This window comes from Pseudomonas sp. G2-4 (genome assembly GCF_030064125.1).
Lineage (GTDB): Bacteria > Pseudomonadota > Gammaproteobacteria > Pseudomonadales > Pseudomonadaceae > Aquipseudomonas.
This window is the reverse complement of the sequence record NZ_CP125957.1, coordinates 2,851,506-2,871,602: the sequence shown is the minus strand read 5'-3', so window position 1 is coordinate 2,871,602 and position 20,097 is coordinate 2,851,506. Positions and strand designations below refer to the sequence as shown.

Annotated in this window: 12 protein-coding genes; 5 read left to right on the top strand and 7 right to left on the bottom strand. The window is 58.7% G+C overall.

Features of this window, described 5'->3' with window-relative positions; genetic code table 11:
* Window positions 1-30: 30 nt before the first annotated feature.
* Complete coding sequence (nosR, locus tag QNH97_RS12335) at window positions 31-2,181, bottom strand: transcriptional regulator NosR (RefSeq protein ID WP_502944539.1); 2,151 nt, start codon at window positions 2,179-2,181, stop codon at window positions 31-33.
* A gap of 521 nt (window positions 2,182-2,702) precedes the next feature.
* On the opposite strand from nosR, the gene QNH97_RS12330 reads away from it, so the two are divergent.
* Both QNH97_RS12330 and QNH97_RS12325 read left to right on the top strand, forming a co-directional pair.
* Window positions 2,703-5,360, top strand: coding sequence for an excinuclease ABC subunit UvrA (locus tag QNH97_RS12330; protein ID WP_283557073.1), 2,658 nt, complete (start codon window positions 2,703-2,705; stop codon window positions 5,358-5,360).
* Window positions 5,361-5,744: 384 nt separating this feature from the next.
* Window positions 5,745-6,473 carry a helix-turn-helix transcriptional regulator gene (locus tag QNH97_RS12325; protein ID WP_283557072.1) on the top strand — a complete coding sequence of 243 codons (729 nt, stop codon included), beginning with the start codon at window positions 5,745-5,747 and terminating at the stop codon, window positions 6,471-6,473.
* A gap of 97 nt (window positions 6,474-6,570) precedes the next feature.
* On the opposite strand, the gene QNH97_RS12320 is transcribed toward QNH97_RS12325, so the two are convergent.
* Window positions 6,571-7,170 (bottom strand): LysE family translocator, encoded by a 600-nt coding sequence (locus QNH97_RS12320; RefSeq protein WP_283557071.1) that lies wholly within the window; start codon window positions 7,168-7,170, stop codon window positions 6,571-6,573.
* Between the two features lie 600 nt (window positions 7,171-7,770).
* On the opposite strand from QNH97_RS12320, the gene QNH97_RS12315 reads away from it, so the two are divergent.
* The gene (locus tag QNH97_RS12315) at window positions 7,771-8,544 is read left to right on the top strand and encodes an acyl-homoserine-lactone synthase (RefSeq protein WP_283557070.1); all 774 of its coding nucleotides are present in this window, start codon (window positions 7,771-7,773) and stop codon (window positions 8,542-8,544) included.
* A gap of 31 nt (window positions 8,545-8,575) precedes the next feature.
* Window positions 8,576-9,442, top strand: a complete 867-nt coding sequence (locus QNH97_RS12310) for a helix-turn-helix transcriptional regulator (RefSeq protein WP_283557069.1) — start codon at window positions 8,576-8,578, stop codon at window positions 9,440-9,442.
* Window positions 9,443-9,504: 62 nt separating this feature from the next.
* On the opposite strand, the gene QNH97_RS12305 is transcribed toward QNH97_RS12310, so the two are convergent.
* From QNH97_RS12305 to QNH97_RS12295, 3 genes are read right to left on the bottom strand one after another with little or no spacing between them, the layout of a single operon-like run.
* A complete protein-coding gene (locus QNH97_RS12305; RefSeq protein WP_283557068.1) occupies window positions 9,505-12,591 on the bottom strand; it encodes an efflux RND transporter permease subunit in 3,087 nt (1,028 codons plus the stop codon).
* Window positions 12,588-13,691 (bottom strand): efflux RND transporter periplasmic adaptor subunit, encoded by a 1,104-nt coding sequence (locus QNH97_RS12300; RefSeq protein WP_502944521.1) that lies wholly within the window; start codon window positions 13,689-13,691, stop codon window positions 12,588-12,590. Before QNH97_RS12300 ends, QNH97_RS12305 begins: the two co-directional genes overlap by 4 nt.
* Window positions 13,688-15,115, bottom strand: coding sequence for an efflux transporter outer membrane subunit (locus QNH97_RS12295; RefSeq protein ID WP_283557067.1), 1,428 nt, complete (start codon window positions 15,113-15,115; stop codon window positions 13,688-13,690). Before QNH97_RS12295 ends, QNH97_RS12300 begins: the two co-directional genes overlap by 4 nt.
* A 287-nt stretch (window positions 15,116-15,402) precedes the next feature.
* Between QNH97_RS12295 and QNH97_RS12290 the strand changes: the two genes are divergently transcribed.
* A complete protein-coding gene (locus QNH97_RS12290) occupies window positions 15,403-16,743 on the top strand; it encodes a diaminobutyrate--2-oxoglutarate transaminase family protein (RefSeq protein ID WP_283557066.1) in 1,341 nt (446 codons plus the stop codon).
* Between the two features lie 208 nt (window positions 16,744-16,951).
* On the opposite strand, the gene QNH97_RS12285 is transcribed toward QNH97_RS12290, so the two are convergent.
* The gene (locus tag QNH97_RS12285; RefSeq protein ID WP_283557065.1) at window positions 16,952-18,913 is read right to left on the bottom strand and encodes a MacB family efflux pump subunit; all 1,962 of its coding nucleotides are present in this window, start codon (window positions 18,911-18,913) and stop codon (window positions 16,952-16,954) included.
* 2 nt (window positions 18,914-18,915) lie between these two features.
* Window positions 18,916-20,067 (bottom strand): macrolide transporter subunit MacA, encoded by a 1,152-nt coding sequence (gene macA / locus QNH97_RS12280; RefSeq protein WP_025213909.1) that lies wholly within the window; start codon window positions 20,065-20,067, stop codon window positions 18,916-18,918.
* Between the last annotated feature and the right edge of the window lie 30 nt (window positions 20,068-20,097).

The window sequence follows — 20,097 nt, the reverse complement described above, 5'->3', positions numbered from 1 at the left end:
GGGTCAAGGGAAACAGGCCATTGGCGCCCGTCATGGCGTCGGACTGACCTGCACCACGGGAATCAATTGCGGATCAGTCACGGTCGCCTTGCCGCGTTTCTTGCGCTTGTTGATCAGCGGCGGGCATTTGTTTTCGTTGTGCCAGGTCATCTGGCAGTCGAGGCAGTAATGGCATTCGTTGGCATTGATCCGGCCATCGGGATGAATCGCCTGGATCTCGCATTCCTTGGCGCACAGCTGGCAGGGGTTGCCACATTCCTTGCGGCGCTTGAGCCAGTCGAACAGGCGTAACCGGGTCGGCATCGCCAAGGCCGCGCCCAGTGGGCAGATGTAGCGGCAATAGACTTTGCGGGTGAACAGATTGATCACCAGCAGGCCCACCGCGTACGCGACGAACCACCACTGACGGTCGAACCTGAGGGTGATGGCGGTCTTGAAAGGCTCCACTTCGGCCAGTCGTTCGGCGGTGGCCATCGACTCCAGCGAGACACCAAACAGCACCAGCAAAATGATGTATTTGATCGCCCACAGCCGCTCATGGACGGCGAACGGCAGTTCGTATTGCGGCAGCTTGAACTTGCGAGCCAGTTCGTTGATCAGTTCCTGCAGCGCGCCGAACGGACACAACCAGCCGCAGAACACCCCGCGCCCCCAAAGTAGAATGCTGGCGGCGGTGAACACCCAGAGGATGAAGATCAGTGGATCGGTGAGGAACAGCTCCCAGCGGAATCCTTGGAATAGTGCGTGGACGAAAGTCAGCACGTTGACCACCGACAGCTGCGCCAGCCCATAGCCACCGAGAAACACCACGGTGAACACCAGGTACCCCCGCCGTACCCAGTGCAGCAGTTTCGGTCTACGGGCCAACGCATCCTGGAGGAACAGGATGCCCGTGAGCACCAGAAGGGCCACGCCCAGCACCGTGATCTCGACACTTTTCTGATACCAGAGCGTCAGCCACAGCGGCCGGCTGGCTTCTTCGGCCGCGGCCAGTTGCTCGGCCGTCGGCAATGGTCGCTCCAGGTACGGTTCGGGAAGTTGGTAGGCCAACTCGAAGCTGCTGAAGATTCCGCTGACCGGCCCGGTCTGGCGGCGCACCAGCAACTCCAGGCTCCAGGGCGACCCGGGGTCGAAATGGTGTGAGGCGCGGACGATGAAGATCGCCATTTCGTCGAACGACGGCATGTCCTCGGCCGCCACGTCATCCAGGCGCTGGAAGTCCATGTCGCGGAAGCTGATGGCATCGCCGAACTGACGCAACAGCACACGATCGAAAATGCCGCCGCGGACATACCCCGATCCCTTGAAGGAATAGCGCCCGCTGCCCATTACCGCAATAGCCTGTTCGCCCGGCTTGAGTTCACTCATCAGCCTGCGGTATTGGCTGTCACCGAGCAGGTTGCGGCCAATGGTGGGCGGGTTCAGGTGGGTGACGTACAGATCGATGAAGGTGTCATCTATTTGCGCGGCACTGGCGACTTCGACCTGCTCGGCATCGGTCCCTTTGAAGGAAGCGTCTACCTGGCCGCGGGTGAGGTGCAGGCGGCGCACCGCACCATTGCCGGTCAGGGCCTTCCAGTCGGCGGGTTCGTAGATGTCCTCACGCACGCGGGCCGGCGCCACGGCCAACCCCGCATCGCCCTTGACCAGGCCCAGGGACACCGCAACGTCGTGAGCAGCACGCATGATGACTTCATTGACCACCATTGCCGTCACGGTGGCACCGGCGATCGCATCCACCGTCACCGCATTCGTGTCACTGGAGTGCCCGACCACCACGCGCTGATTGACGCTAATCCCGCTGTAGCGGGCGCTGAAATCGTGAAGTTTTTGTTCCGGAATGCCGACCAGCAAAATCGGCTCGTGATGTTCCAGTACGTAGGCGTCGAGGATCACACCGGCCGGATCGAGGATCACCTGGAGGTTGATCGGCTTGCCTGAGTAAGCGGGAATGTCCACCACGTCCAGGCTTTGAAACACATAACCCAGGACTTTGCCCGCCGCGAACAACTTGCGCACCTTGAAGGACCCTTCGGGCTCGGAGATCGAGTCGGTCTGACTCAGGACATGGTGAATCCGCTGTTGCTGGAGGTCCCCGTAGTCCTTGGCCTCGGCGAAGCCCGCGAGTAAAAGCAGGAGAACGAACAGTCCGCGGAGCCAGCAGCGGGACGGGTGCAGCATCACAAAGGGAGGGGTCATGGACGCCAGGGCTTAAGGACAGGATCTTGGCGATCATGGTAGGGCCTGCTCCCCTGAGCGGCCCTTGATTGAAATCAACTTGAGGAAATGTCCCCCCGACTCAGCCAAAACCTGTGGCGAGGGAGCTTGCCCCGCTGGGGTGCGCAGCGCCCCCAATGAAGCGGATTGAATCAACCTGACACACCAAGGTGACAGGTTTTGGGGCTGCTACGCAGCCCAGCGGGAGCAAGCTCCCTCGCCACAGGTGCTCACTCGGGCGCCATGTTCACGGCTTGATGCTCAGCGCAAACCGTAGGAATAGATTCCCAAGTCATTGGATCCGTATCAATGGAAATTGGAACGCTCTTCTCATCTCTTTCATCTGGAGTAAATTTTTATCGCACGAGAATGAATGAACCCGGTCGCATAATTGTCAGTGCTGTGACTCAGGTTCCATTCTCACAGTGACGCCGTTTCGCCAAAAAGCCTCAACGCGTTGAGCAGACGCAAACAAGGAACGCTCCATGCCCCCACGCTCCGGTCCCGCCGCCACTACGCCATTGCCTGAAAACACCGGCTTCGTCCAGGTGCGTGGCGCCCGTGAACACAACCTCAAGAACGTTGACGTCGACATCCCCCGCAATGCCTTGGTGGTGTTCACCGGGGTGTCGGGCTCCGGCAAGTCGTCGCTGGCTTTCTCCACGCTCTACGCCGAGGCCCAGCGCCGCTATTTCGAATCCGTCGCGCCCTATGCACGGCGCCTGATCGACCAAGTGGGCGTGCCAGATGTAGACAGCATTGAGGGCCTGCCGCCGGCGGTGGCGTTGCAGCAACAGCGCGGCACACCCAGCGCACGATCTTCAGTGGGCAGTGTCACCACCTTGTCGAGCCTGATCCGCATGCTCTACTCCCGCGCTGGCAGTTATCCGGCCGACCAACCGATGCTCTACGCTGAGGATTTCTCGCCCAACACGCCGCAAGGTGCCTGCCAGGAATGCCACGGCCTGGGACGCGTCTATGAAGTGACCGAAGCATCCATGGTGCCCGATCCGTCGCTGACCATCCGCGAACGCGCAGTGGCAGCCTGGCCCATGGCCTGGCAAGGCCAGAATCTGCGGGACATCCTGGTGACCCTCGGCTATGACGTTGACATTCCCTGGCGCGACCTGCCGAAAAAGCAGCGCGACTGGATTCTCTTTACCGAAGAAACACCCACCGTTCCCGTGTACGCCGGGCTCACCCCGGCCCAGACTCGGGCAGCCCTCAAACGCAAGCTCGAACCCAGTTACCAGGGCACGTTCAGCGGGGCTCGACGTTACTTGCTGCACACCTTCATGCACTCCCAAAGTGCCCAGATGCGCAAACGCGTGGCGCAATACATGCGCGCCAGCCCCTGCCCCCAGTGCGAAGGCAAGCGCCTCAAACGCCAGGCGCTGACGGTGACCTTTGCCGATCTGGATATCGCCGAACTGTCCCACCTGCCTTTGCTGGAACTTGCCCAGGTGCTCAAGGAAGTCGTGGCGCCGGTTTATCTGGAGCAGGCCGAAGAAGCAGGGGAAGTCCTCACCCATCGGCAAACCCGAGAGGCTCGTGAGCAGCGCGCCGCCCGGGGCGACAACCCTCACGCAGGTGGGCCGGACGCTCGCCAAACCCCCAATCTCTCCCTGGAAAAGCGCCTCGCTGCCCAGCGTATCGCCGCTGAACTGCTGGAGCGGATTGTCACCCTCATCGACCTTGGCCTTGGCTACCTGGCCCTGGAGCGCAGCACCCCCACGCTTTCCTCCGGCGAGCTGCAACGCCTGCGCCTGGCGACCCAGCTCAACTCCCAACTGTTCGGGGTCATCTACGTGCTGGACGAACCCTCCGCCGGCCTGCACCCGGCCGACAGCGAAGCCCTGTTCGACGCCCTGCAACGCCTCAAGGCCGCGGGCAATTCAGTGTTTGTGGTCGAGCACGACCTGGACACCATGCGCCGCGCCGACTGGCTCATCGACGTCGGCCCGGACGCCGGTGAGCAAGGCGGGAAAGTTCTCTACAGCGGCCCACCCGCAGGCCTTGAGCAGGTGCCCGAGTCACGGACCCGCGCCTACCTCTTTGCCGAAGATCGCGCCGCTGCACGCAGCCCCCGAGAACCCAGGGACTGGCTGCGCCTGGAAGGCATCACCCGCAACAACCTCGACAACCTGAGCGCAGCCTTTCCTTTGGGCTGCTTCACGGCAGTGACCGGCATCTCCGGCTCGGGCAAATCCAGCCTCGTCAGCCAAGCCCTGCTGGATCTGGTGGGCGCTCACCTGGGCCAGGCCAGTCCTGACGCCGAACCCGATGAACAAAGCCTGGAAGACGAACCCGTGCAAACCAGTGACGGCCACGTCACTGCCGGGCTCGACGCAATCAAGCGGCTGGTCCAGGTGGACCAGAAACCCATCGGCCGCACCCCGCGCTCCAACCTCGCCACCTACACCGGGCTGTTCGATCACGTGCGGAAACTGTTCGCCGCGACGGAGCAGGCTCGAGAATTGGGATTTGATGCCGGACGGTTTTCCTTCAACGTCGCCAAGGGCCGTTGCGAGACCTGTGAGGGTGAGGGATTCGTCAGCGTCGAGTTGTTGTTCATGCCCAGCGTATACGCGCCCTGCCCTACCTGCCACGGGGCACGCTACAACCCGCAAACCCTGGAAGTGAACTGGCAGGGATTGAACATTTCCCAGGTGCTGCAACTGACCGTGAACCAGGCACTCGAGGTATTTTCCGAGCAAGCGGCGGCGAGGCGCTCACTGCAAGTACTGCAGGATATCGGATTAGGCTATCTGCGCCTGGGCCAACCAGCCACGGAACTGTCCGGTGGCGAGGCTCAGCGGATCAAACTGGCGACGGAACTGCAACGTAAGGCCCGGGGAGCGACTTTGTATGTGCTGGATGAGCCTACCAACGGGCTGCACCCCCAGGACGTGGATCGCTTGCTGGTGCAGTTGAATCGACTGGTGGAGGACGGCCATACGGTGGTTGTAGTAGAGCATGACATGCGGGTCGTAGCCCAAAGTGATTGGGTCATCGATATAGGCCCGGGGGCTGGAACCGAGGGCGGAAGCGTGGTGGTCTGCGGGAATCCAGAGACGGTGGCAGAATGCCGAGGGAGTCGAACGGCAGCGTTCCTCAAAAGAGCCTTACAGCTTGAAAATTAAAGTTTTTTTTAATCTTTTTCGCCGTCGTGGAAAAGTTGTCTATACTACCTCCCAGTTAATCGTTTCAGTAGCCGTTATTAACTACAGCCTCACAGGGTAAAAGTGTGGGGCTATCTGCCAGGAGGCGCAATGATATCAACACCGTTTAGAGAAATAGAGTTTCACGGCGAGACCAGGCCCCCTCATCGCTCTTTGAAGCGATCTCCGACGAACTGGGAAGCACTCAATAGGCCGCGCCCCTTCGCAGCGCCTGCTGTAGCCATAAGACCCGCTTGTGGTTGTTGGCACCCACACTAGAAAAACTCGAATTCCGCTTGGCGCGTCATAAAATAAAGCGTCTGGCTACGCCATGGTTTTACATCAATTTATTCGAGCGTGCCCATTATGCTCAAACCCATCTCAAGCCATCTTTTAAATTTAATTCAAGAGGTGGAAAACAACCTTCCAGAGGCCGATGAAGTCGAGTACACCGAAATACTGGGGTGGATATTCTTGAAACTGGGAATCAAGAAATTTGCTTATGTTCATCTCGAACCTACACCCTTCAATAACTCGAAAATCTCCATCCACAGTAATTACCCCACGGAATGGATTGACACCTATCGGAAAAATTCACTCTACAAATCAGACCCGGTCATGGCCAATACAGCCATCACTGCCACTCCGTTCTTCTGGGATGAAATCCCGCAAGAAATAGACAGCAATCCTGACCTATTTGACCAATCCGCTTCCTATGGCATCCAGCAAGGGTACACCGTGCCGATTCATGAACCTGGCAGATCATTCGGCTCCGTTCATTTATCCTCCGAAGAAAATGATCCAGACTTCCCCATTATTGTCCGGGAGAATCTAGTCATCATACAAACCCTCAGCATCATCGCCAACCAGCACCGCCCCGCGGAAGTCAGTATTGAGAGCAATCTCAAACTATCACCCAGGGAAATTGAGTTCTTACACTGGCTCTCGCTCGGGAAAAACTATAAGGAAATAGGCTTGATCATGAATATCACCGAACGAACGGTAAAGTTTCATGCCAAGCAAATGACCGAAAAACTGGACTGCATCAATGTCAAGCAAGCGATGTTTAAAGCAGTCCAATTGAATCTCGTTTAGATCACCCTACTGCTATTCACCCCCCCCTCTTGCACACTTAGCGTCGGTCCAACTGCTCAATCCAACGTCATTGTGCAACTCTAAAGTCGTCGCACACTCAAGCAAACCCCGCCTGCGATGCGATATTGAACAGCATGCCACATGCGAACAATCCGATCACCAGAGATATGGCGCGGCTTAAAAGTCGCCCCGATACAATCGAGTGCAGTTTCCGACCACAAAAGGCACCTAACGCAATCCAGACAAGCCCTACCGGAAAAATAATCACAGAAAATAGCAATATGAATGACAAGTAACTATTCAGTGACAAAAATGTGCCTGCCGGCGCAACGAACGAAACAAAGAACAGCCCTTTTGGGTTTGTCAGCGTTGCCAGGAACAAATCAGATACCGTAATGCCTGTGGTGCTGCCTGATGCGCTGTCTTTTACCGAGAACCACAGTTTCAAGGAAATATAAAACAAAAAGCACACAGCAAATATTTTGGTTAGAATCACCACCCAAGAGTGGTCGGTAATCAGCAGATCAATGAACACCCCCCACATCGTCATCTGAATAATATAGGCCAGCCACTCCGCACCTACGAACCTCATTGAGCGAGCATTGAACCCTCTGCTTATACCCGTTTGCAGTAACAATGAGTTTGTCGGGCCAGGAACCAACAATACAGTCATCAAAGAAAGCGCAATATAGTTCATAACATTATCCATATCAGGAGCCAGGCCGGCTCGTTCTTCAGGGTCAGATCAATCCATTCTCCTCATATGATATCCCGCTCAAGTCATATGAAGTCAGACAACCCACCTAATAGAGTAAACACACTAGACCAACATCAATGTGCCACTTACCCCTTCAAACTTGCAAATTGACATCGCTGCCTCCGCAGGCAAGAAACAAGCGCGCACATGAAGCCAACGCTCTCACAACTGCATGACTCTTGTATTACATGTATCCATATCCAAGTCTGAACGCGTCAATTTTTCGAACCGTGCGATTTCAACTAGTTAGAGCTTCTCTCTCAAGACGTCAAAAAAATGATGCCTACGCAATCTAGTCATCGCAGCGTTGCCACGCTGAAATAGCCCCAATTAGCCACTACTGCGCGCCTATACTTTTTTGGATTCATTGTGATACGAACCTCCAACTAACGACCCTTCCTTGTGAGTATAAGGCAGCGTAGAAATCAACCTACTAATTAGACTATCCGCTCTATAAACCAAAGACTGTACTTTAGTACAGTTGAAATGCGCTAGTGCAAAGTTAACAGTAGCTTCATCCGCAGCCAAGAAATCGCGTTCATGAACTATTCCCCCTGCACCTATCAATTTTCCGGCGTATCTACCAGCGTCGCAAGCTACTCGAAAATCCCACTCAAAACCCTCGAACAAATTTTATCCATTCGCAAACTAGCTTTCATCGACAGAAAAAAATGGGACATTGAAAGTTATCAAGGCAGCGATTACGAGTGGGATGAATACGACGACCCCGACGCGATTTATATCTATGCCCATACCCATGATCGAGTGACCGGTTGCGTTCGACTACGCCCCTCCAACAAACCGACACTTATGAGCGGTTCCTTGAGCTTTATCCTGCCAACCGACAAACCCAGACCGTGTCTACAGCATTGCTGGGAGGCCACGCGCTTTGCACTTTCGACTGACAGTTTCGCCACAGGAGAACTCACTCAAGCTAATGTAGACATTCGCACAGCGGCACTTTTCCTGTCAATGATTAAGTTTGCTCAACAGCAAAATATACACACCTATGAAATTGTTGTTGACACCATGATGGAGAAAATCCTGAAACGTTCCGGATGGACAGTTGAAAGACGCAATATTGCACTAGGTTCGAAGGGCGAAAAAATCATCTACGGCACACTGCCTTGCACATTCACAACTTATGAGGAGGTCCTCAGCAAGAATGCTATAAAAACAACTCGCCTCTATAACCCATCCCCCGAGACATGCCGTTCGTCAGACGCGCACCATAAACCCTTGGATATCGGCCAGACATTCCGTAATCGAAACATTTCAGCAAAGAGCTCCATGCACACTGAACTGCAGCTATAAATCAAATAATTGGTATGAGTTTGGAGAAAGGATGAACCTACAACGATTATTCCCGCACGTTGGCAAAGTCATTGCCAGTACAGGCAGCCGCAATTTTCCTCGCATGCTGCACGACCTGATACTCACGGAAATACCCGTAGACGCAACGCATATTACTGAGCAACGGATAGGCACAAGTAATATGTCTGAACCGAGCACCTCCAGTATAGGCTGCGTTGGCATGGACAATACATGCATCGACGCGATCATGGACTCTCATACAGCAAAGCCTTTTTTCCTGGCCGACGACATTTTTTTTGAAGATGCTGCTCCACAAAAAGTAGCCAATTTCTCCCGATGTCTGCTCAAGTGCGAGCGTCCGGATAAAACGCCTTCCTACAACACAACCACCCAGTTACATCTGACCACCCGGAAAAATGGTCGTCGTTATGTACTGTCCGTATATCGGTCACCGTTTTCCAAAGGATTTTCCGCGCAGGAACATGCGCTGCTGAAAGACTTTTCCTGTCTTTTACTGCCCATGGTCGAGGAACATGTTGCCGCCCTGGTTCCGTCGGAATCCGTTCGGCAGGATCCTTGCCTGCCATTGGATGTTTCGGAAAGCGGCGGCATGGAAGCGCTACGCCAAAGATTTGCCGATCGACTGCTGTTGTCCGGGTTGAGTTTGTCTTCTCGCGAAACAGAAGTGTGCGTAGGTCTGCTGGCCGGGCGCACCGCACCTGAACTTGCGGAACAACTGAACCTGAAAGTCAACACGGTCGAAAGTTATCTGAAGCGTGCCGCTATAAAAATGGGGATTGGCGGACGCCGTTCGCTTATCCGATGGATGCACTCGATGGATGCCACACCCACCCACGTCGAATGGAGCGGCAACAGCGTGATTCAACAAGCCGTATGAAATTTCCCCCCAACGATTGCTCGATCACTACCTGAATCGAGTCTTTGTTGGGGGATTGTTGTTTACCCCCCTGCACTTCCTTCCCCTGCCACGCCTTTTTCCCCTGACGTGCGAGTGCGACGTTTCAACCACTCCAGCACATCGTCCACATAAGTGAAAATCACCGGCACGACCAATAGACTCAACACCGTGGAAGTCAGCAAACCACCCATCACCACCACGGCCATCGGCTGCCTGAAACTCGGGTCTTCCCCCATCCCCATCGCAGTCGGCAACATCCCGGCGCCCATGGCAACGGTGGTCATCAGGATCGGGCGCGCGCGCTTGTGACAGGCATCCACCAACGCATCGTATCGATTCAGGCCATAATCGCGGCGAGCCATGATGGCGTACTCCACCAACAGGATGGAGTTCTTGGTCACGATCCCCATCAACATCAGCAAACCGATGACGGATGGCAGGGAAAAACTGAAGTTGCACACCAACAAGGCCAGCAACGCGCCGCCCAGCGAAAGCGGGAGCGCCGAAAGAATCGTCGCCGGCTGCAAGAAGTCATGAAACAACAACACCAGGACCGAATAGATACAGAACACACCGATGGCCATGGCCAGACTGAAACTTCCGAACAGCTCGGTCATCAGCTGCAATTCGCCCAGCTCCACCTGCTTCACTTCGGCTGGGAGATTGCGCATCCCCGGCAGTTGGCTGGCCTCGGCCATGACCTCGCCCAGGTTGCGGCCGTTGAGTTCGATGGACAGGGTGATATTACGCAGGCGGTCCATCCGACTGATTTGCGCCGGCCCACTGCCCATGCTGATGTCCCCCAACGAGGCCAAGGCGACCTGGCCGTCTCGACCGGTCACGCGCAACTGGTTGATTGCCTGCAGGTCATCGCGTAGCAGCGAATCCATCCGCACCCGCACATCCACTTGGCGTTGGGACAGATTGACTTTGCCCAGTTGCGAAGAGTATTCGCCGTAGGTCGCCATGCGCAAGGTATCGGCGATTTCCTGGCTGGTAATGCCCAGTTCCGCTGCGCGGGCGAAATCCGGTCGCATCTGGATTTCCGGGCGCTGCAGGGCGCTGCTCGACGACACATTTCCGATCCCGCGCAGTTCACGCAACTGCGGTTCAAGGGTGTTTGCCGTGCGCTCCAGCAGATCACCGTCGTCACTGGCGAGGACGATATTGAGCTTCTCTCCGCTACCATCACCGCCGACATTGATACGCACCCCCGGCAGTGAACGCAGCACTTGGCGCATTTGCGCTTCCACCTCCACTTGCTTGCGATCACGCGCGTCCCGAGCGACCAGTTCCACCGTCAGCACCGCATCACTGGCGCCGGTGATACCGGCAGGCCCAGAGCCCGAACTGCTGGCTGTCCCCACCGAGACAAAAGCGTGTTTGACGTCTGGCATTTCGCGCAGCTTTTCGCTGGCTTGCAGGGCTATCGCGGTGGTTTGCTCCAACGTCGAGCCAGGTGGCAGCTCCAACGTTACTTTACTGCGGCCGGTGTCCTGCGCGGGCAGGAAGCTGGTAGGCAGCAACGGAACCAGTGCCAAGGCGCCAACAAAGCACAGGCTGGCCAGGAACATCGTCGTCTTGCGCCGGGTCAGGCTGGTGTGAATCCAGCCCAGGTAACGGGTCATCAACGGACCATCGTGAGCGGCTTCATGTTTTGCCTTGAGGAAATAGGCCGCCATCATGGGTGTCAGCACCCGTGCTACCAACAGTGAAAACAACAGCGCAACCGAAGCCGTCACGCCGAACTGGCGGAACAGTTTCCCGGCGATCCCCCCCATGAATGCCGTGGGCAGGAACACCGCAACCAGGGTGACGGTCGTGGCAAGCACCGCCAGGCCGATTTCATCCGCAGCCTCAGTGGCGGCCTGAAGCGGCGACTTGCCCATGCGTAAATGCCGTGCGATGTTCTCGATCTCAACGATGGCATCGTCCACCAGCACGCCGATGACCAATGCCAGGGCCAGCAGGGAAACGGAGTTGAGCGTAAACCCGGCCAGGTACATCACACCAAAGGTGGGGATGATCGACAACGGCAGTGCCGTGGCGACGATGAGCGTGGCGCGCCAGTCCCGCAAGAACCACCAGACCACCAATACCGCCAGCAGCATGCCTTCGTACAACAGGTTCATCGAGTCGTGATAATTGGCGAGGACGGCCTTGACCGTGTCACTGGCCTCCACAATCTGCACGTTGGGATGCTGCTCCACAAACGTGGTCATGGCCTTGCGCACGTCGTTGGCCACGCCGACATCGGAGAAGCCCAGGGAACGGGTGACCTGGAAGCCGATCACCGGCTTGCCATCACGAAACGCCCGGGTGCTGCGTTCGGCGTGAGTGTCGCGAATATCGGCCAACTGACTCAACGCCAGCAGACGACCGTCGCCACTGGGAATATCGATGGCACCGAGCGCCGCCGGATCGTCGATGGCCCCCAAGGTCCGCATGGCCTGCTGACCACTGCCCAGGTTGCCCTGGCCACCTGAGTTGTCCTTTTGCATGGCCCGCAACTGGCTGGCCACGTCCGTCACCCGAATCCCCAGTCCCGCCATCAGGGCCGGGTCGAGATTGACCTGGACTTCCCGGTCGACACCGCCCACGCGCTCGATCATCGCGACGCCGGGCACCGCCAGCAGCTGTTTGCTCAATTCATTGTCGACGAACCAGGACAAGGCTTCTTCATCCAGATTGTCGGAGTCGATGACATAGGTGAGCAACGCTGAGGCGCTGGTGGTCATCCGTGAAACCGACGGTGTATCCAGGCTCGCCGGCAGTTGCGGCATGGCGCTGTCCACCGCATTACGCACTTCGTTCAGTGCCTCGTTGCCATCCTTGTCGATGTCAAAGCTGACGCTGATGTTGACCGCGCCGTCGGTGATGGTCGTCGTCACGTGTTTGAGCAAGCGCAGGGAGGTCAGTTTGTCCTCGATCTTGCGTGCCACTTCCGTTTCCAACTGCTCGGGGGCCGCGCCCTCCAATGAGGCGCTGATCACCACCACCGGCAGGTCCATGTCCGGAAAATCCTGGATGGCGAGCTTGCCAAAACCCGACAGGCCGAAGAGCGTCAGCAGAATGAACAGCATGACGGCCGGAACCGGATAGCGGATCGACAGGGCTGAAATATTCATGGCTGGGCGACCTGGGCTTGGACGAGGGTCACGCTCGCGCCGTCATTGAGAAATGCGCCGCCGGCGCGCACGATCCGGGCCGGCTCGTCGAGGCCGCTGAGGATTTCCACGGCCTGGTGCAGGCGCCTGCCGACCACGACCGGCCGCTGGACGACGTGCATGTCGTCATTGAGCGTGAACACATAGGAACGCCCATCCCGCAGGATGACCGCAGTGTCCGGCACCGTGAGCGCCTCACGGGGCGCCAGTTCAATCTGGCCACTGGCATACATGCCGGCCTGGGCGGCGCTGTCGGTTGGCAGGGAGATGTAGACCAGCGCCCGGCTGGTCTTGGTATTCAATGTCGGGGACACCAGCCGCACCCGCCCTTCCAGGCTCCGACCGTCGGGTAATGTCATACGGGCGACCTGGCCGGCCTGAACTTGGGCCAACTGGCGGGCATCCAGCTCGGCCTGCCATTCGATGCGGCTGTCGCGCACCAGGCGAAACAGCTCGTCGCCGGCGGAGAGCACCTTGCCGAGCAACGCCGTGCGCGCCGAAATGATGCCGTCGTCCACCGCCACGATGCGCGTCTGCTTGAGCCGGATCCGAGTGCTCTGCAATTCGGCGCGGGCGCTGGCGAGGTCAGCTTCGGCGAGCGCTACTTTGATTCGATAATCTTCGCGCTGCTGTTCCGACAACGCCCCGCCCTGTCCGACGACTTTGGCGCGACGGTCGTTGGATCGGGCCTGCTCCAGATTGGCCTCGGCCTGGGCGACGAGTGCCTTCTGCTTGTTTTCTTCAGCGACGACCGTTTCGGAGGCCAGCGTGGCCAGCAATTGACCTTTCTTCACCCGGCTGCCCACATCGGCCTCGATGCTGGCAATGCGCAGGCTACTGGTCTCGGCATTGATGACCGCTTCCTGCCAGGGCGCAAGCGCGCCATTGGCGAATAACAGCTGCGGCCAGACCTGGCGCCGGGCCTGGACCACCTCCACGCTCAAGCTGCTGACATTGGGCGCGGGCGCGGCCGGTTCGCTGCCACGGCGAAAATAGATCAACGCCACCACCACGGCGATCACGACGAGCGCCAGCGCGAACTTACCTGACCGCGACCTCACACGCCCTCTCCGCTCGTTGCCCGGTTCCGCACCAAGGGTTGATTGGCTTGCCACCCGCCGCCCAATGCTTTGTACAAGGCGATCCAGTAGCGCACTTGATCCTGCTGCAAGGTGATCAATTCGATTTCGGCCGTCAGCGCCTGGCGACGTGCGGTTTCACGGTCCAGCAGGCTGACGTTGCCGGCTTGCCAATTGCGGTCGATGGCCTCGAAAGACTCACGAAAACCGGCGGTGGAACGCGCCACATCCGACTCCCGACGACGGGCCGCATCGAGACGCACCAGGGCTTGTTCCACTTCCATCACGCTGGTGCGCAGCGTCTGGCGATAGACCGCCAGGGCCGCGTCATAAGAGGCCTCGGCACCGTCCGCCGCTGCGCGGCGCTTACCGCCATCGAACAGCGGAATCGACAGCACCGGGCCCAACGACCAGGAGCGGTTACGCTGGCCGACCATGGTGCCCACGGAAAATGTGCCGGAAAGGCTCAGGCTCGGCAGCCGTTCAGCCTGAGCCACGCCGATCTCGGCATTGGCCGCTGCCAGTTCTCGTTCGCTGGAGGCGACGTCCGGGCGCTGACGCAACAGGTCGGCTGGAATCTGCCGCACCTGGAGCTCGGCCGGCTGGGGCAGTTGCGCCGGTGTCTGCCCGAGCACCTCCAGCAGCCGCCCTTCATCACTGCCCGTCAGCGCCACCAGGCTTTTGAGCAGCACCTGGCACTCGCTCTGCTGCTGGACCAGGGCCGCGGCACTACTGGCGGCGCTGGCATCGGCCAGGGCGGCGTCGGCGGAGGAAGTGAAGCCCGCCCCGAACGACTCACGAGTGATGCGGGCGGTGTCTTGTTGTGACTGGGCCTGATCCGTGTAGGCCAGTACCAGCTTCTGGCAGCCCCGGTATTGCACATAGTAGTCGCCGACCTGGGCCGCCAGCGTAACCCGCGCATCATGCCAGTCATCTACCCGCGCCTCGACACGGGACTTCGCCGCTTCATTGTTGCGACGCAACTTGCCGAACATATCGAGCTCCCATGCCGCATCCATCGTGGCCGAAGAACCTGATCCACCCAGGCGTTGAGCACCGGTCTGTTGTCCCCCCCGGCCGCCGGACAATGTGCCGTCGATCTTGGGCAAGGCATCCGCGGCATCACTGGCGGCGGTTGCCCGGGCCAGCGAGATATTGGCCCAGGCCTCATCCATGGACGGGCTATCGGTTTCGGAAAGACGCAACAGCTCAGCCAACGCCGGGTCGTCGAACTGCTGCCACCAATCGGCCAAAGCCACTACGGATGCGCCGTGAGGCAACGGTGCTTGCCATTTGGCGGCGATCGGAACGTCAGGCACCCGATAGTCCGGGCCCAATACGCAACCATTCAAGGCCACCGCACACAGTGTCACCAGCAATATCCCTGGGGGCTTGAAGACATGCATAGGGTTCTCTAGAGAGGATGACTAAGGTGAAAAACAACAAAGCACCCGTCAGGGAGGTGGCAGTCATTAGCGATGGGCTTGATGAAGCTCGTGTGGCAGCCATTTAACCTCGGGCCGGATTTGATGTCTGGCGTGGAAAACGGGGACAGTTGCCGGCAAGAAAATTCGCGATAAATACGGGGGCCTGTTGAAATGACCTGGACCTGCCAAGTAACGGCTGCACCTGCTATCGGGCATGAATAAACCCCGCGCTCGGTTCACGTTCCATAGCCTATGGATGATCGAATATGGAAGCACTCACTTACCTCGAAAACGTCGAGTCGAACGCACGAACCTATGCGCAGACTTTCCAGCGACTGTTCGTCAGCGGCAAGGGCATGCGGATCAAGGACGCCAGCGGCCAGGAGTTTCTCGACTGCCTGTCGAACGCCGGAACCCTGGCCCTTGGGCACAACCCGCCCGAAGTCCGCGACGCCGTGATGCAGTTTCTCGGCAGCGATCATCTACAGCAGGCACTGGACCTGGCCACACCGGCCAAACATGCGTTCGTGCAGGAACTGTTCTCGATGCTGCCGGCGAAAATGCGCGACACCAGCAAGATTCTTTTCTGCGGGCCCAGCGGCTCGGATGCCGTCGAGGCGGCCATCAAACTGGCGCGTCACTACACCAAGCGCTCGCCGTTGATGGCCTTCCACGGCGGCTATCACGGCATGACGGCCGGAGCACTGTCGGCGATGGGCAAACTGTCGCCCAAGACCGGTGACGGCATGATCGCCCAAGGCACGCACTTCCTGCCCTTCCCCTACCGGTTTCGGTGTCCGTTCGGCACCGACGGCGAGCACACCGATCAACTGTCCATCGACTACATCCGCACCGTCCTGTCGGACCCCGAAGGCGGCGTTGCCAAACCGGCGGCGGTAATCGTCGAAGTGGTGCAAGGCGAAGGCGGTTGCATTCCTGCCTCGGCCAACTGGTTGAGGGCGTTGCGGGAAATCACCCTCGAACAGGACATTTTGCTGATCGTCGACGAAGTCCAGACCGGATTGGGGCGCACCGGCAGCACGTTCGCCATTGAGCACGCGGGCATCGTGCCCGACATCCTGGTGCTCTCAAAAGCCATCGGCGGCGGCTACCCGCTGGCGGTGATCGTGTACGCCGAGCACCTGGACACCTGGGGCCCAGGCATGCATGCGGGCACTTTCCGAGGCAACCAGGTGGCGATGGTCGCCGGTGCGGCAACCATGCAGCAAATCAGGAAAGACAATCTCGTTGCCCATGCCGCCCGGATGGGCAAGCAGCTGGAGAGTGGCCTGGTGGACATCGCCCAACGTTTTCCATTCATCGGCGACATCCGCGGTCGCGGATTGATGATCGGCGTGGAAATCACCCAGCCGGCGACCAACCAGCGCGCCGGCCATGCCGACGGAGCGCGGGCACATGCCATCAAGCTCAACTGCTTCGACAACGGGTTGATGATGGAAACCGGCGGACGCCATGGCGCGGTGCTCAGGTTCCTGCCGCCCCTGACCATCACCGAGGCCGAGGTCGGCATGGTGTTGGAGCGCTTCGAACATTCGCTCGGGAAGGTCGGTGAGACGCGTTCGCTTGCCGCACGCGAAGCGGTATAAAGGGTCAGGCACAAACTATATAGGGCCAGACACAATCCTCTGTGGCGAGGGAGCTTGCTCCCGCTGGGCTGCGAAGCAGCCCTGAAACCAGTCAGCGCTAAGTGACAGGATGAATGCATTCAGCCTTGCGAGGGCTGCTTCGCAGCCCAACGGGGATAAATCCCCTCACCACAGGGGGAGTAACTGGCTTCAAGCCTGGTAGACCAGGTCAATCACGCGCCAATGCATTGATCGGATCAAGCCGCGCGGCATTGCGCGCGGGCACGAAGCCGAACACGATCCCTATCAGGGTCGAGCAGACGACAGCCGCGACGATCGATCCCATCGAGAACACCATCTGCCATTCCTTGACGAAGATCGAGAAGACGTAGCCGATCCCAAACGATAAGGCGATGCCAATCGTGCCCCCCATCAGGCACACCATCACCGCCTCCACCAGGAACTGCTGGCGTATATCGGACTGGCGTGCACCGACGGCCATGCGGATACCGATCTCGCGGGTACGTTCGGTCACCGAGACGAGCATGATGTTCATCACACCAATGCCTCCCACCACGAGCGAGATGATCGCAATCAACGAAAGCAGAAGCGCCAGCGACTGGCTGGTCTTCTGCACTGTCTGCAGCACGCTGTCGAGGTTGTAGGTGAAGAAGTCCTTGATGCCATGGCGCTGCTGCAGGAGCTTGACGACGTTGTCCTCCACCACTTTGCTCGGTTGCCCGTCCTTTATCCGTACCGTGATGCTGTCCAGGAAACGCTGGCCCAGCAAGCGACCGGCGGCCGTTTCATAGGGCATCCAGATGTTCAGGCTCTTGTTGGTGTTGAACACGCTTTTGCGGTCTTCGGTCACGCCGATGACCGTGCAAGGCAGGTTGTCGACCAGAATCACCTTGCCCAGCGGGTCGGTGTGCGGACCAAACAGTCTCTGGCGCGTGTTGTGGTCGATGACCACCACTTGCGACTGTCGCCGGGCATCGTCCTTGCTGAACGCGACGCCCGCGCCGATCTTGATCCCGCGAACCTGGAAATAGCTCTCGCTCACACCGTTGACGGTTGCGTTGAGGTCGATGTTTTCATAACGCAATAACAGGTTGCGACCCACGTTGGGGGTCGCACTGTCGATGTAATACAGGTCGCTCAGGGCGGTAACATCGGACAGCACCAAGGTTTCGATAGCCGTCGAACGACTGTCCCCCCAGTCGGCCCCGGGCATGATCTCGATCGTATTGCTGCCGATCGCCTGGATGTCTTTCAGGACATATTGCTTGACCCCTTCACCGATGGCGACGATCGAGACCACGGACGTAATGCCGATAATAATGCCCAGCATGGTCAGCAGGGTTCGCATCCGGTGCGAAATCAACGCCACCCAGGCCATTTTGAACGCTTCGCTGAACAACCCGAAACTGGCGAGCAGGCTGTTCGCTGGTTTGACTTTGGCCGGGCGTGTTTCCTGAGGCGGCTGATCTTCCAGCAGCCGCTGCGGATTGGGTCGATCACTGACGATCTCGCCGTCGCGGATCTCGATGATGCGCTGGGCATGGGCCGCCACTTTCTCATCGTGGGTCACGATGATGACCGTATGCCCTGCCGTGTTGAGTTCCAGCAGGATCTTCATCACCTCTTTGCCGCTGGTGGTGTCCAGCGCGCCGGTGGGTTCGTCCGCCAGAATGATGTCGCCGCCGTTCATCAGCGCCCTGGCGATACTCACCCGCTGCTGCTGGCCGCCCGAGAGCTGATTGGGCCGATTGCTCAAGTGTCCCACCAACCCCAGGCGCGTCAACAGCTCGCCAGCACGGCTGTGTCGCTGCGACTCGACGGCACCGGCGTAAATGGCCGGCATCTCGACGTTGTGCAAGGCACTCAGGTGCGGCAGCAAATGGTAGCGCTGGAAAATGAAACCGAAGTGGTCACGGCGCAACACCGCCAGCTCCTGGTCGGTCATCGAGCCGGTTTCGCGCCCGTCCACCTTGTAGCTTCCGGAACTCGGATGGTCGAGGCAGCCGAGCACATTCATCAGGGTCGACTTGCCGGAACCGGACGCCCCGGTGATCGCGACCACTTCGCCTGCATTGATGGTCAGGTTGATGTCCTTGAGCGCCGTGAACGCCTTTTCACCCGCGATAAAACTGCGGGTGATGCCTTCAAGTTCCAACAATGGTCGCGTCATGGTCAGGCTCCCGCCACGGCTGGGGTCGGCTCGCCGATGACGACCTTGTCACCTTCAGCCAAGCCATCCTTGATCTCGGCCCTGACGTTGTTGTTGATGCCCGTCTGCACGTTGCGCGGCTGGGCCTTGCCTTCGGCGTCCAGCACCCGGACCACGAAGCTGCCATCCTGGTTTTTCGCACCCAGGGCGGCAACGGGAACGGTCAATACGTCCTTGGCCTTGTCCAGGACGATACGGACCTGGGCCGTCATGGAAATGCGCAGGCGATGGTCGGGGTTCGGCACGTCGAAGAGGCTGTTGTAGAACACCGCGGTATTTTGTTTTGGCGTCCCGGCGGCCTGGGTTTCGAGGAAGTTCTGCGGCGCCGGCTCCGTGCCGCGCAGCTTGGCGTAGTAACGCTTTTCCGATTCGCCCAGGATGGTGAAATACACCTCCTGGCCGGGGACGATGTGAATCACATCGGCTTCCGACACCTGGGCCTTGACCGTCATGGTGTCCAGGTCAGCGAGCTTGAGCAGGACCGGCGCCAGTTGCTCGGCAATCACCGTCTGGCCTTCCTGGGTCACGATCCCCACCACATAGCCATCGATCGGCGCGACGATGTGGGTGTAGGCCAGGTTGACCCGCGCGGTTTCCACCTGGATACGAGCGTCCTTGATCTGCGCATCAAGGGAGAGCAGATTGGCCGCTTCAACCTTGTAGTTCGACTCGGCGGTCTCGTACTCCTGCTTGGAGATCGCATCGTCCGGTTGCAGTTTTTTGTAGCGATCATAGGTGGCCTTGGCGTCCTTGAGTTGCGCCGCCGTGGCCTGCCGCTTAGCCACCAGGTTCTCTTCGTTGACCAGGGTCTGGCGCAGTGAGTTCTGGGCCAGCATCGGATCGATTTCCGCCAGCCACTGGCCCTTCTTGACCTTGTCGCCCAATTTCACCTTGAGGGATTTCAACTGGCCCGACACCTGGGCACCGACGTCGACCTGCTTGATGCCCTGCAGCGTCCCGGACGCCAACACCGCGTTCTCGATATCCGTGCGCTCGACCACAGCGGTCAGGTAATCCGGCGGTTTGCCCGGCGATTGAGCGCTGTAGAAAATCAGACCGGCCACCACGACCAGTACGAGCACGATAGCGATTTTGCGAAACTTCGACTTTTCCATAAATAACCATGAGTGCGTTGATTTCAGGCC

What these genes read in the sequence shown, in the direction of transcription:
- QNH97_RS12325 (WP_283557072.1), top strand. Translation starts at nt 5,745, where the DNA reads ATGCTCAAACCCATCTCAAGCCATCTTTTAAATTTAATTCAAGAGGTG.
- QNH97_RS12305 (WP_283557068.1), bottom strand. Translation starts at nt 12,591, where the DNA reads ATGAATATTTCAGCCCTGTCGATCCGCTATCCGGTTCCGGCCGTCATG.
- QNH97_RS12295 (WP_283557067.1), bottom strand. Translation starts at nt 15,115, where the DNA reads ATGCATGTCTTCAAGCCCCCAGGGATATTGCTGGTGACACTGTGTGCG.
- QNH97_RS12285 (WP_283557065.1), bottom strand. Translation starts at nt 18,913, where the DNA reads ATGACGCGACCATTGTTGGAACTTGAAGGCATCACCCGCAGTTTTATC.
- QNH97_RS12315 (WP_283557070.1), top strand. Translation starts at nt 7,771, where the DNA reads ATGAACTATTCCCCCTGCACCTATCAATTTTCCGGCGTATCTACCAGC.
- QNH97_RS12320 (WP_283557071.1), bottom strand. Translation starts at nt 7,170, where the DNA reads ATGAACTATATTGCGCTTTCTTTGATGACTGTATTGTTGGTTCCTGGC.
- macA (WP_025213909.1), bottom strand. Translation starts at nt 20,067, where the DNA reads ATGGAAAAGTCGAAGTTTCGCAAAATCGCTATCGTGCTCGTACTGGTC.
- QNH97_RS12310 (WP_283557069.1), top strand. Translation starts at nt 8,576, where the DNA reads ATGAACCTACAACGATTATTCCCGCACGTTGGCAAAGTCATTGCCAGT.
- nosR (WP_502944539.1), bottom strand. Translation starts at nt 2,181, where the DNA reads ATGCTGCACCCGTCCCGCTGCTGGCTCCGCGGACTGTTCGTTCTCCTG.
- QNH97_RS12290 (WP_283557066.1), top strand. Translation starts at nt 15,403, where the DNA reads ATGGAAGCACTCACTTACCTCGAAAACGTCGAGTCGAACGCACGAACC.
- QNH97_RS12330 (WP_283557073.1), top strand. Translation starts at nt 2,703, where the DNA reads ATGCCCCCACGCTCCGGTCCCGCCGCCACTACGCCATTGCCTGAAAAC.